The organism is Bacillus sp. ISL-51 (assembly GCF_018613535.1).
GTDB lineage: Bacteria > Bacillota > Bacilli > Bacillales > Bacillaceae > Bacillus.
In genome coordinates this window covers 56,844-69,347 of sequence record NZ_JAGGQB010000013.1, presented here as the reverse complement: position 1 = coordinate 69,347, position 12,504 = coordinate 56,844, and the positions used below count along the sequence as shown (strand labels likewise).

Genomic DNA, 12,504 nt, shown 5'->3' with positions numbered 1-12,504 from the left:
TCGATTCCGTCCCGAGCCACCATTTTGCCGGCCTAGCTCAATTGGTAGAGCAACTGACTTGTAATCAGTAGGTTGGGGGTTCAAGTCCTCTGGCCGGCACTTTTTCTCAATATGATGGAGGGGTAGCGAAGTGGCTAAACGCGGCGGACTGTAAATCCGCTCCCTCAGGGTTCGGCAGTTCGAATCTGCCCCCCTCCACCATCTTATTATCATAGGGGCATAGTTTAACGGTAGAACAGAGGTCTCCAAAACCTCCGGTGTGGGTTCGATTCCTACTGCCCCTGCCATTATAATTTCAATTCATCTTATGACTATGGCGGTTGTGGCGAAGTGGTTAACGCACCAGATTGTGGCTCTGGCACTCGTGGGTTCGATTCCCATCAATCGCCCCATATTATTATTGGGCTATAGCCAAGCGGTAAGGCAACGGACTTTGACTCCGTCATGCGTTGGTTCGAATCCAGCTAGCCCAGTTGTATTTTTTTAAAACAAACTAAATAAGTTGTAATAAGTTCTTTTACATGCGGAAGTAGTTCAGTGGTAGAACATCACCTTGCCAAGGTGGGGGTCGCGGGTTCGAATCCCGTCTTCCGCTCCAAATTATGGCGGCATAGCCAAGTGGTAAGGCAGAGGTCTGCAAAACCTTTATCCCCGGTTCGAATCCGGGTGTCGCCTTTCTTTTGCCGGGGTGGTGGAATTGGCAGACACACAGGACTTAAAATCCTGCGGTAGGTGACTACCGTGCCGGTTCAAGTCCGGCCCTCGGCACCAATTTAGCTTTGAACGGTTGACGTTAAATTGGTTATCATTTAACATTATATAATACTTATACGAGAGTGATTTGCATAGCGCAAATCACTTTTTTTGTATCATTAAAACATAAATACTCCTAACATTATCATATAAGCTGCAGAAGTGCAGTAGGTATAAGGCAAACCAAAAAACAAGAATGCTTCATCTGGAGGCGTGCGGAAAGATGTCGAAAAACATGTGCATGAAATAAAAAACTTTTCTAAAACTGTTGACAGTATAGAAAACCCATGATATATTTATATACGTCGGTTGTACACGACATATTGCTTGCCGGTGTGGCGGAATTGGCAGACGCGCACGACTCAAAATCGTGTTCCTTCTGGAGTGCCGGTTCGACCCCGGCCACCGGTATACGAGGGCTTCTACAAAATGTAGAAGCTTTTTTTGTTGTATAAAAAGCTATTGCCAGCCGTATCAAAGGGCAGTTACAGACCTTATTATAATCATGATACGCCTGCGTATAATTGCACTTTTTTCAAAGATACTAACAAAAAGTTCTTTGAAAGAGGTGTTTTTATGGCAGGTACTTGGGCTTGTCTTATACCATTTATTCTGGTCATTCCCATTTCAATCATGACGAAGCAAGTACAGTCCGGCCTGTTTGTTGGTTTGTTAGCAGGGAGCTATCTTTTGCATCCCAGCTTGCTTGGCGGGATTGAGCACATGGTTCATTATTTAATCAGCAACATTGTCGTAATAAATAATATTCGAATCATTGTTTTTCTATATTCATTTGCCGGCCTTGTGGGGATTATAAAGTTAACCGGCGGGATAAAAGGCTTTGTCCATTTGATCAGTAAAAAGGTTAAAACCAAAAAAGGCGCGATGCTGCTTGCATGGCTGTCGACATTTGGCACGTTTAGCGAACCGGACTTTCGCATCGTCACCATTGCGCCGATCATGAAAGCTTTAAGCAGGCGTCTGGACCTGCCGAAACAGAAAATTGCTTACGCCATTGAGTTTACAGCAAACCCTGTCATCGCCTTAATTCCGGCAGCAACAGCATTTGTCGGCTACATGGTTTCCATTATCGGCCAAGCTCTCAAAACGTCAGGAATAGATCAACCGGCTTACACAGTGTATGTGAAAAGTATTCCTTTCAATTTTTTCTCCATTGTGATTATTTTAGTCGGAATTTATTACAGCTTCTTTAAAAAACAAAAAGAAGATGAAAGCTTAGAAAAAACAGAAAAGAACGGACAAACCTCTTCTCTGAAACATAATAAAAATGTGGAACCGATCCCGCAGAACAGCGGTGTTTTGCTTTCAGCAGGCTCCAGCACATTCAACATGGAAACAGGGACGATCTCAGATATTCACGGAGAACACATGGGGATGTTCGAAAGGGATGCCGATGAACATGCTGACCAGCAGGAGGAGCTAGACGCGGCGCACCGTGCTTATATTAAGGAAACACCGATTCGGCCATGGAATTTAATGATTCCAATCTCGCTATTTTTACTATTAACACTGTTTCTGAGCTGGTGGGACGGCCATTCAAAAGCACAAGGGTTTTTTAATGCTTTTATAAAAAGTGATATGCTTGGCGTCATGTTAACTGCATTATTGGCAGCAGTAATTGCAGCATTTGCTCTTTTTATGTTTCAGCGTTTTTCAGCAGGCGAGCTTGTTACTCATTTTATCAAGGGCGGAAACGAATTGGTAAACGTTATTATCATGTTATCGCTGATTTGGGCCGTAACAGCAGTATCTGAAGATCTGGGGTTTTCCAAATACATTACTTCTCATTTAACGTCATGGATCCCCGATATGTTTATTGCGCCATCTCTGTTTATACTCGGGGCGGTTATATCCTATTTTATCGGTTCATCTTGGGGGACTTGGGGACTTTTAATGCCGCTCGGCGTAACGCTGGCGGTTCAATCGCATACCAGCTTATTATTAGCGATTGGGGCCGTGTTTGCCAGCGGAACATTTGGAGCGTTCGCTTCTCCTCTCAGTGATAATACGGTGACAACCTGTACGGTTCTGGGGATCGATGTTGTGAAGTATGCCCGTTCGAAACTTGTTCCGGCGCTTATAGCGGCGGGAATCTCCGTTGTTTTATATGGTGTCTTTTCATTCTTTAGATAACAAAGAAATTACATGTGCCAGGAAACGGTTTTTTAATATTCAATATACCGCCGTAGAATCAATGGTATCGGCTTGGCGGCTCCAAGGCTGACGTTCGCAAAAAAGGGGGACCTGGTTTACATTCAATGCCGTTTTCAAGGATAAACTAAGGATCAAGTTTATACAAAGGAGTGAGGCAGGTTTGAATATGGAAAGCAAGGTAGCTGATGAACTGCATAGAATGTTTTTGGCGGGTGAGCTGCAAATTACTGTAGATGAAGATATTAATGATATATCTGAAAGATTGAGAAATGGGGAATTGAGATTAGAGAACTTACATGCGGAGGATAGATTTATTCAAGAAACGCTGAATGAGGCTTTGAGAAGAGCGGAGCGGGAGAGATAAAAAAGGCGGCATCTCAGCAATGGGATACCGCCTTTGCTTATGGTTTCAGGAGAACCTTAATAGCTCCGTCAGTTTTCGTATCAAAGACTTCATATCCATGTTTTGCCTGATCTAACGGCAAAACATGAGTAATAACATCTCCGGGGTCGACTTTTCCTGCGGCAATCAGATCATACAGATACGGCATAAAATGAATGACAGGCGCTTGTCCTGTTTTTATATTTACGTTTCGCTGAAAGATGTCTCCGAATGGGAAGGCGTTGTATCTCATCCCGTATATACCTGTTACTTGGATGGTGCCGCATTTTCGAACGGCTTGGGCGGCCATAACGAGCGCACCCATCGCTCCGCCGTGCATTTTAACGCCTGTCGCCAGAAATTCAAGCGGGGTCATTTTCCCGTCCATTCCGACGCAGTCAATGACAACATCTGCGCCGCCTTGTGTGATTTCTTTTAAATAAGAGCCTGTGTTTTCTTTCTGTTCGAAATTAATGATTTCCACATTGTTTGTTTTTTGGGCATGCTGGAGACGGTAGTCGATATAATCAACTGCTATGACTCGTTTCGCGCCTTTGAACCATGCAAATTTTTGTGCGAGCAGCCCGACAGGACCGCAGCCGAGAACAATGACTGTATCTCCCTCTTTGACTCCCGCGTTGTCTACGCTCCAGTAGGCGGTAGACATTGCGTCCGCAAGCAAAACTAATTTTTCATCTTCTATTTCGCAGTCTTCAGGAATTTTGAAGGGTGTAAAGTTGGCATAGGGCACGCGCATGTATTCAGCTTGGCCGCCTGGATAGCCGCCTGCCGTGTCCGAGTAGCCGAAATACGCTCCCATCTCCCCGTTGGCGTTGGAGTTGTCACATTGGCTTTCGAGCTGGTTTTTACAAAAGAAACATTCTCCGCAGCTGACGTTAAAAGGAATAATGACTCGATCGCCTTTTTTTACCTTATGGACCTCAGGACCCGTTTCTTCGACAATGCCCATCGGTTCGTGGCCAATAATGTAGTCTTCCGGAAAGTTTGGAATCATGCCGTGAATTAAGTGTAAATCTGATCCGCAAATGGCGGTGGTTGTCAGTTTCACAATGATATCATCAGGCTTTTGGATTTTCGGCGCATTGACTTCTTTCACTCTGACATCTTTAATGCCTTGATATGTGACAGCTTTCATTCTTCATGCTCCTCTGTTAGTTATATGGTGTAGCGAATGTGCCGAGCCGATTCGTATTGTCTGGAAACAGTTTGAGGCCTGCAATATCAACTGCGGTTTGGGCGGATTTTAAATCCAGTGCAAATTGTTTTTTCGTATCAGTTGGAGAAAGCCAGCCTTTTTTTATCATGAGCTGTGAGAGCTCGCCGTGCAATTGAATAGCCGTATCCAATTGAGTGCGCAAGGCTTGCCTGAGTTCTGGGGTTGCGGTTTCAGTAATTGCAATCGCGTAATCTTTAATCCCGCTTTTTACAGAAAGCAAAAATTCAAGAGCGAGAGCTGAGTCAGCAAGATCGGGCATGCCTATTGAGTTCTTGGGGTCTAAAAAATCGTTCAATTCAATTCACCTCCGGTTATTGTCGGCGCCTTTTTGTAAAAGGCTTGCAATTCTTTGATATCTTTTACGGACTGCTGTACGTTTTTTTCCATAAGCGCTCTCAGTTCTTGATCAAAGACTAAACCTTGCATCATTTTTGATTTCAGTAAAGAGACGGTTTTTATATTCATGATTTCATGGGTATCGACAGTTTCATGATAAGCTAAGCGGTCATGTTCCACATGGTTCACCTCCTGATTTTCTCTATTTTTTGCTTCACGTGAAGCTTTTATGCGAAATGGGCTGTTATACTTGAGAAATAAAGAGGTGCCCACGTTGAAACAGATTATCGCAATGGGGGGCGGAGGTTTTTCGATGGAACCCGATAACCTTTTGCTTGATCAATAGAGCAGTCGGTGCGAGCAGAGCCGAAAATTTGTTTTTTGCCGACGGCAATCGGCGACGCGGAAAATTATATCGGACGTTTTTATCAGGCATTTCAGACGCTTCAGTGCAAGCCGTCCCATTTGTCCTTGTTTAAACCGCCTTCTTCACATATCAGATCCTTTGTGATGGATAAAGATATTATTTACGTTGGCGGCGGCAATACGCGAAACATGCTTGTGCTTTGGAAGGAGCGGGGGCTTGACCGCATTCTCCGTGAGGCATGGAAAAATGGTATTATATTAGCGGGTCTGAGCGCCGGGGCGATCTGCTGGTTTGAAGAAGGGGTGACCGATTCAATCGGAGAGCTGACAGCGTTAAAAGCTTTAGGGTTTTTACCGGGCAGCTTTTGTCCGCATTATGATGGGGAAAAGAACCGCAGGCCGGCGTATCGTCGGCTCATTTCTGAAAAAAAGCTTCAGGGCGGCTATGCAGCTGATGACGGCGCTGCGCTTCACTATATAGGCGATCAGCTGTTTCTTCCAGAGCGGATGCCGGGGTATATTGCGTTTATGGAACAAAAGAGAGCGTCGCAGAAACAGAGCTGAACATACTTAAATTATCTGAATGTTAATAATATGCTTTTTTTTGTAAGAACATTATGTTACGATGAAAGCGAAATGAATAGTTACTGGGGGTGCCCGTTGGCGGGCTGAGAGAGAAGCGGCTGCTTCTTAACCCTTTGGACCTGATCTGGTTCGTACCAGCGTGGGGAAGTAGAGGTTTTATTATTGTTGATGAAAGACAATAATAGTTTCTTTTCTGACTGCAAAACCGGGTTCTCAATTGAGCCCGGTTTTTTTGTGCTGGTGCTGAGCTTGATTCTGTTATTCGAATTGATAAAGGAGAGATTTGTATGCAAAATCAATCAGTACAGCAAGCGAACATTTCCATTATGTCGAGTTTTTCAGGAAGTAAAAAGGTGTACAAGGAAGGTTCAACACCTGATATTCAAGTCCCGATGAGGGAAATCAGCCTGAGCCCTACAACGGGATCATTCGGCCAAGAGGAGAATGCGCCTGTCCGTGTTTATGATACGAGCGGGCCATATACCGATCCGAATGTGAAGATTAATATACATGACGGCCTGAAACCGCTCCGCACCAAATGGGTTGCCGGACGCGGCGATGCGGAGGAGTATGAAGGACGTGCCGTTAAACCTGAGGACAACGGTTATAAGAAAGAAAACCGGGCTGCTGCATACCCCGGTTTAAAACGGAAACCGCTTCGTGCTAAACCGGGAAAAAATGTGACGCAAATGCATTACGCGAGAAAAGGAATCATTACACCGGAAATGGAGTTTATCGCGATCCGTGAGCATGTCTCACCCGAATTTGTCAGAGAGGAAGTAGCGAGCGGCCGGGCGATCATTCCTTCTAACGTAAACCACCCTGAAAGCGAACCAATGATTATCGGGCGGAACTTTCACGTGAAAATTAATGCGAATATCGGAAACTCAGCTGTCACATCCTCGATTGAGGAAGAAGTGGAAAAAATGACGTGGGCGATTCGCTGGGGAGCCGATACGATGATGGACTTGTCCACGGGGAAAGACATTCATACGACACGGGAATGGATCATCCGCAATTGCCCTGTGCCGGTAGGAACGGTGCCGATTTATCAGGCGCTTGAAAAAGTAAACGGTGTTGCGGAGGATTTAACATGGGAGATTTACCGTGACACATTGATTGAGCAGGCGGAGCAGGGAGTGGATTATTTTACGATTCATGCCGGTGTTTTGCTTCGCTATGTGCCGTTAACGGCGAAACGCACGACGGGAATCGTGTCACGCGGCGGGGCGATCATGGCGCAATGGTGTCTGGCACATCATCAAGAAAGCTTTTTGTATACCCATTTTGAAGAAATCTGTGAAATCATGAAGGCGTATGATATTGCATTTTCTCTCGGTGACGGTCTGCGTCCGGGTTCAATTGCCGATGCCAATGATGAGGCCCAGTTTGCCGAATTAGAGACGCTTGGAGAATTGACGCAGATTGCGTGGAAGCATGACGTTCAAGTGATGATTGAAGGACCGGGGCACGTGCCGATGCACAAAATTAAAGAAAATATGGACAAGCAGCTGGAAATCTGCAAAGAAGCGCCTTTTTACACGCTCGGTCCTCTGACGACTGATATCGCTCCCGGCTATGACCATATTACATCAGCAATCGGCGCGGCGATGATCGGCTGGTACGGAACGGCGATGCTTTGTTACGTTACGCCGAAGGAGCATTTAGGACTGCCGAATCGTGATGATGTAAGAGAAGGTGTGATTACTTACAAAATCGCCGCTCATGCGGCAGATCTTGCCAAGGGGCATCCGGGCGCGCAGATTCGTGATGACGCACTTTCTAAAGCGCGGTTTGAATTCCGCTGGCGCGACCAATTTAATTTGTCTCTTGATCCGGAAAGAGCAATTGAATATCATGATGAAACCTTGCCGGCTGAAGGCGCAAAAACGGCTCACTTCTGTTCGATGTGCGGGCCGAAATTTTGCAGTATGAGAATTTCACAGGATATACGGGATTACGCGAAGGAAAAAGACCTCAGTGAAGCGGAAGCCATAAATGAAGGGTTAAAAGAAAAAGCAAAAGAATTCGTGAAAACGGGAAGTCATTTATATCAATAAAAGAACGGATGAAGATGGAGGGTGTTCCATCTTCATCTTTCATTTAGAAAAATATTGACCGGCGAAGCGGGGGAATGCTTTGCTCAAAGCGGAATACGTTATCTGGGTCATATTTCGTTTTTACTTCGCGGAGGCGCTCAACATTGTCTCCGTAATATGTTTTTGGCCAGTTTCTGATAGCTAAATCGGGCCAATTTACGTAGTCTCCCATCGTTTCTTTGGAAAGAGCAGTTCTCAGCCCCTCAATCCAGTTTACATTTTGTCTTTTTTCTTCAGGAGATGTCCAGTTCGTTAAATATTCCTGGGCAATGATTGCGTCACGATAAAAAAATGCCGTCTCGTCCGGGGCGATTCGTCCGGCTGCCCCGCCGAGCGATTGCTGCCAGACGCTTGCGTTTTGATTCGGTGCGTCCTGTAAAAAGTGTTTAATGGTTGAAATCGCATGTTTTGATAATGGCTTTTCGATGAAAGAGCCTGAACGTTTCATCTTTTGCGGCTGATTGCCTCCCGGGCTGTTAAAAAAGGCTGCTGCTTCGATAAACGGCACTGTTTTTACCATACCGCTTGTCGGTTTTCCTGCTTTTAGCAAAGGTTTTAACAGTTCTTTTAACTCTGTTTTTGTCCCGACAAATTGTCCGAGAGCCACTATGCGGTTTACTTCCTCGGGCCAAAACTCAATGGATGAGGTAAGCCGTTCATCCGTAAAAGGAGCCCAGTGCTGCCACGCATTAAAAACTTCCTCAAAATCCTTCCATCTCCAAGTGATAGAAAAAATAGACACTCGAGAAATCGGCACTGCTTCAAACGTCATGGACGTGACAATGCTGAAATTGCCGCCGCCTCCGCCCTGAGACGCCCAAAATAAGTCGGGGTGCTCCGAGCGGCTGGCTGTTATCAATTCAGCGCCCGTTTTTTCGTCTGCCCTGATCATCTCGAGCTTTACGAGGCGGTCGCAAGTCAGGCCGGCAGTCCTTGTTAAATATCCAATTCCTCCTCCAAGCGCTAAACCCGTGAGTCCTACATTTGCAATATTTCCCGCAGGAAGTGTCAAGCCGTACCGCCAGAGTGTCTGATAGACTTCCCCCAATTCGGCGCCCGCCTCTATTGTAGCCAGCTGGATGTTCTGATCGACCTTTATTCTGTTCATTTCACTCAAATCAATGACAAGGCCGTTATTTAAAAGGGAGAAGTTCTCATAGCTGTGTCTGCCGCCTCTGATGCGGAAAGGCACATTGTTTTCGCGCGCCCACTTCAGCGCATTAACGGCATCTTGTTTGTTTTGGCAAAATACAATGATGCTGGGATACCTTTGCAGACTTAGGTTGATATTTGTTCTTGCCTCGTCATAGTCCGGGTCATCCCGCGTCACGATTCGTCCGGTAAGTTTTGTCTTTTCCATACTCTCACTTCTCTTTCTATCATTATCTATTAATGTTCTCAGCTTATGCGAGAGAATAAGAGATCGTATAAGGAAAAGGCCTCAGAAGTTCAGAAGACGCGGCAACATTTTAAAATATAGTTGACAGATAGGTATTGTATGAATTAACATGATCAGTACATATTTCCAAACTGTGGCTGATCGGATCACCGAAGGCTCTTATCTTTTAAACAGATAAGGGCCTTTTTTGCGTGAAAGCCCTTGAATGAAAAACGGAGGGATGAAAATTGGGTTTGAAAGAGGCGTCAACTGTTCGGAAGAAGAGTAAAAAACGAAAAAAGTACAGAAAACGAACATTGAATTTTGAGGTGCTTGTGGAGAAAAACAAACGGGAGATTATGAGAAGTGCGGATCAGATGGAGGAGATCTATATAAAAATTGATGAAAAGCATACGGGGGTTCGATAAGGATGGAGGGGAAGGCGTTGAAGAAAAAAGCAGCAGGCATCATATTTGCGCTCTCAATTTCCTTATTTATATCGGGATGCGTATTAGGAAGCTCAGGGGAAGAAGAGCGGCAGCCATCGGCGGATAAAAAGGAAGAAACAAGTATCGCCCGCGCACAGAAAAAGGAATTTAAAGCGGTTGATATGGCGGCGCTTCCCGCTAAATCTAAAGCCAGAAAAGATACATTCGTTGCAGGCATATCCGCGCCCGGCGGGGTTTTTTTACCGTACTTTTATGAAAACGGCTGGGACGGAAATGCGACTGATCCTATTTTTGAGCCATTAGTCAAATTGGATAAAACGGGGAAACCCGCTCCGGCGCTGGCTGAAAGCTGGGATATTTCAAAAGATCGGCTTACCTATACGTTTCATTTGAGAAAGGACCTTGTTTTCAGTGACGGGTCGCCTCTGACTGCAAAGGATGTCGCGTTTACATTAACGCTGCTGCATGATCCGGCGTATGCGGGCTATGAAGATATCACAACGGCGTATATTAAAGGCGGCAAAGCTTACAAAGAAGGAAAAGCGAAGTCGATAGAGGGCATTCATACCATAAACGACAGAACCATCAAGATCACTACTGAAAAAGTCAGTTCGAAATCGCTGCTTTTGTTAGGGGGACAGGTGCTGTCTGAAGCTTATTACGGAAAGGATTATCAGTTCGGCAAACTGGACTATTTAAAAGAGCTTTATTCAAAACCGCTCGGAGCAGGCCCTTATCAATTCACAGAATATATTCCGGGACAGGAAATACGTTATCAAGCCAATGAACACTATTATTCCGGGAGACCGAAAACAGAAAAGCTGATTTATAAAATTATCGACCCTTCAACCTCTCTTCAGCTTTTTGAAACGGGTGATCTTGATTATGCCTCTTTCTCACCTGATAACGATACGGTCGAGCATTTAAAGAGTCTTGGTTTTGCGAATGTAAGCGTATCTGTCGTGAATGACTATGGGCTTGTTTATGTCAATCATAAACGCCCGCCGTTTCAGGACAAAGAAGTTCGCCAAGCGCTCATTTACGGGCTGGACCGCCAAAAAATCGTCGATGTCCGCTTTAAACGGTACGGAGAGGTCGCAAATGTCCCTGTGTCCCCGGTGTCATGGGCATACTATGACAAAGGCGTGAACCCGTACAAATTTAATCCGGAAAAAGCAAAGGAGCTTCTTGATCAAGCCGGTTGGAAAACGGGAAAAGACGGCGTGCGTGAAAAAAACGGCAAAAAGCTTGAGATCAGCTATTACACCTCAAAAGCTGATGACGATTTTATCCCGATTGCGAAAGAAAATTATGCTGACATCGGAATTTCATTAAAGCCGGAAGTCATGGATTTTAATACAGAGATCGCAAAAATCAATGACAAACATTATGACCTGGCCGCTGTTTCCACCTCGCAAATTCTTGATCCGAACGACACGGTGGAAAAGCTGGCATCCGATCATCCTAACAATGTGACGGGATATTCCAACCCGAAGGCGGATCGGTTAATAGAGAAAGGAGCCGGAACGCTCGATATCAACAAAAGAAAAGAGATTTACCGCCAGCTTTATCAGGAGCTTGGAAAAAACCCGCCTTACATTTTGGTTCATTACCGTCAAAGCGCAAGGGCGGTCAGCGGGAAAATACAGGGGCTTGAACCGGATAATTATTCGGGAATCAGTTCGAGTCTGCCAAACGTTTCAATTAAATAGATAACATGTGCAAATACCCGGTGCAGGCTGGGTATTTTGCCTTCTGGGGGAGGGAAAGGCTTTTATGAAACGGTATGCCGTCCAAAGGTTCATTCAAATGCTTGTGATATTATTCGGTACGTCCTTTATCATTTTTTTCTTATTTGCCATGCTGCCGGGCGATTATATTGATTCAAACGTAAACCTGACTCCTGAAAGAGCCAAGGAATTAAAGGCGCTTTACGGGCTGGATCAGCCTATATGGCAGCGTTATGTGACATGGCTCGGCAATGTTCTCACCGGAGATTTGGGATTCTCTTTAAAATATCAGGAGAACGTCCTTTCATTGCTTCAGAAATATGTATGGAATTCATTTTTTGTGGCGTTTTTTTCTTTGCTGCTGACTTGGTCTGCGGCGATGGTAACGGGGGTCGTATCAGCTGTCAGAAAATATTCTTGGTTTGACGGACTCGTTACGTTTTTTGTTTTTGCTTCGATGGCATTTCCGTCTTTTTTTATCAGCCTGCTGTTCATCAAATGGTTCGGCGTTGATTTGAAGTTACTGCCTGTCGGGGGAATGATTGATACCGGAAGCACGAGTTCGGGCTTTTCGTATGTGCTTGAAGCCGTTAAGCATATGATTTTGCCGGTTGTCATTTTATCTATGCTTGGCATCGGCTCGCTGACAAGATATTTTCGCTCAGGCATGCTCGACGTCATCAGGCAGGACTATATCAGAACGGCGAGAGCAAAGGGCTTGAAAGAGCGCACCGTGATATGGAAGCATGCGTTGAAAAATGCGCTCATTCCCGCCATCACCCTTCTTGCTTTTGAACTTCCGGGCCTGTTTTCCGGGGCAATTATTATAGAACAGATTTTCAGCTGGCCGGGTGTCGGGCGTATTCAGCTGGAGTCGGTGCATTATCGGGATTATCCCGTATTGATGGCATTCACCCTGTTTTTGTCTTGTTTGACGATCGCGGGGAATTTTTTGGCCGATATCGCTTATGCCGCGGTTGATCCGCGAGTCAGGCTGAAATAGGGGGCGTTGAA

Annotated in this window: 10 protein-coding genes, 9 tRNA genes, 1 pseudogene and 1 riboswitch; of the genes and pseudogenes, 16 read left to right on the top strand and 4 right to left on the bottom strand. The window is 45.3% G+C overall.

All coding sequences use genetic code 11. The features are described from left to right. The first annotated feature begins 26 nt into the window (after positions 1–26). The 11 genes from J7E26_RS16615 (at position 27) to J7E26_RS16565 (ending at position 3,292) form a co-directional block, all read left to right on the top strand. A tRNA-Thr gene (locus J7E26_RS16615) sits at positions 27–99 on the top strand. 17 nt (positions 100–116) lie between these two features. Further along, a tRNA-Tyr gene (locus J7E26_RS16610) sits at positions 117–201 on the top strand. 12 nt (positions 202–213) lie between these two features. Continuing rightward, positions 214–287 (top strand) — tRNA-Trp (locus J7E26_RS16605). A gap of 29 nt (positions 288–316) precedes the next feature. Next, a tRNA-His gene (locus tag J7E26_RS16600) sits at positions 317–392 on the top strand. A 9-nt stretch (positions 393–401) separates the two neighbouring features. Further along, a tRNA-Gln gene (locus J7E26_RS16595) sits at positions 402–473 on the top strand. Between the two features lie 50 nt (positions 474–523). Next, a tRNA-Gly gene (locus tag J7E26_RS16590) sits at positions 524–598 on the top strand. A 6-nt stretch (positions 599–604) separates the two neighbouring features. Beyond that, positions 605–675 (top strand) — tRNA-Cys (locus tag J7E26_RS16585). Positions 676–682: 7 nt separating this feature from the next. Next, positions 683–771 (top strand) — tRNA-Leu (locus J7E26_RS16580). A 311-nt stretch (positions 772–1,082) separates the two neighbouring features. After that, positions 1,083–1,164 (top strand) — tRNA-Leu (locus J7E26_RS16575). A 165-nt stretch (positions 1,165–1,329) separates the two neighbouring features. Continuing rightward, on the top strand, positions 1,330–2,907 hold the full coding sequence (locus J7E26_RS16570) for a Na+/H+ antiporter NhaC family protein (protein ID WP_214801922.1): 1,578 nt from the start codon (positions 1,330–1,332) through the stop codon (positions 2,905–2,907). Positions 2,908–3,094: 187 nt separating this feature from the next. Continuing rightward, a complete protein-coding gene (locus J7E26_RS16565) occupies positions 3,095–3,292 on the top strand; it encodes a hypothetical protein (RefSeq protein WP_214802069.1) in 198 nt (65 codons plus the stop codon). 37 nt (positions 3,293–3,329) lie between these two features. On the opposite strand, the gene J7E26_RS16560 is transcribed toward J7E26_RS16565, so the two are convergent. Genes J7E26_RS16560 through J7E26_RS16550 form a run of 3 tightly spaced genes read right to left on the bottom strand, consistent with a single transcriptional unit; the run spans position 3,330 to position 5,063 of the window. Continuing rightward, complete coding sequence (locus J7E26_RS16560; protein WP_214801925.1) at positions 3,330–4,466, bottom strand: zinc-dependent alcohol dehydrogenase; 1,137 nt, start codon at positions 4,464–4,466, stop codon at positions 3,330–3,332. 16 nt (positions 4,467–4,482) lie between these two features. Beyond that, the gene (locus J7E26_RS16555; RefSeq protein ID WP_214801928.1) at positions 4,483–4,842 is read right to left on the bottom strand and encodes a spore coat protein; all 360 of its coding nucleotides are present in this window, start codon (positions 4,840–4,842) and stop codon (positions 4,483–4,485) included. Beyond that, positions 4,839–5,063 carry a spore coat protein gene (locus tag J7E26_RS16550; RefSeq protein WP_214801931.1) on the bottom strand — a complete coding sequence of 75 codons (225 nt, stop codon included), beginning with the start codon at positions 5,061–5,063 and terminating at the stop codon, positions 4,839–4,841. The genes J7E26_RS16555 and J7E26_RS16550 overlap by 4 nt, the downstream gene beginning before the upstream one ends. 94 nt (positions 5,064–5,157) lie before the next feature. Here J7E26_RS16550 and J7E26_RS16545 point away from each other — a divergent pair. Continuing rightward, a pseudogene (locus J7E26_RS16545) lies at positions 5,158–5,839 on the top strand (Type 1 glutamine amidotransferase-like domain-containing protein). Positions 5,840–5,888: 49 nt separating this feature from the next. After that, a riboswitch (TPP riboswitch) is annotated at positions 5,889–5,997 on the top strand. A 124-nt stretch (positions 5,998–6,121) separates the two neighbouring features. Further along, positions 6,122–7,894, top strand: a complete 1,773-nt coding sequence (gene thiC, locus J7E26_RS16540; protein ID WP_214801934.1) for a phosphomethylpyrimidine synthase ThiC — start codon at positions 6,122–6,124, stop codon at positions 7,892–7,894. Positions 7,895–7,937: 43 nt separating this feature from the next. Here the strand turns inward: thiC and J7E26_RS16535 are convergent, their stop codons facing one another. Beyond that, positions 7,938–9,293 carry an FAD-binding oxidoreductase gene (locus J7E26_RS16535; RefSeq protein WP_214801939.1) on the bottom strand — a complete coding sequence of 452 codons (1,356 nt, stop codon included), beginning with the start codon at positions 9,291–9,293 and terminating at the stop codon, positions 7,938–7,940. 266 nt (positions 9,294–9,559) lie between these two features. On the opposite strand from J7E26_RS16535, the gene J7E26_RS16530 reads away from it, so the two are divergent. The 3 genes from J7E26_RS16530 to J7E26_RS16520 all read left to right on the top strand — a co-directional run bounded on the left by J7E26_RS16530 (position 9,560) and on the right by J7E26_RS16520 (position 12,493). Beyond that, positions 9,560–9,739: an FbpB family small basic protein gene (locus tag J7E26_RS16530; protein ID WP_214801941.1), complete on the top strand. Its 180-nt coding sequence runs from the start codon at positions 9,560–9,562 to the stop codon at positions 9,737–9,739. Between the two features lie 2 nt (positions 9,740–9,741). Further along, positions 9,742–11,472, top strand: a complete 1,731-nt coding sequence (locus J7E26_RS16525) for an ABC transporter substrate-binding protein (RefSeq protein WP_214801943.1) — start codon at positions 9,742–9,744, stop codon at positions 11,470–11,472. Positions 11,473–11,536: 64 nt separating this feature from the next. Next, on the top strand, positions 11,537–12,493 hold the full coding sequence (locus tag J7E26_RS16520) for an ABC transporter permease (RefSeq protein WP_214801945.1): 957 nt from the start codon (positions 11,537–11,539) through the stop codon (positions 12,491–12,493). The last annotated feature ends 11 nt before the right edge of the window (positions 12,494–12,504 follow it).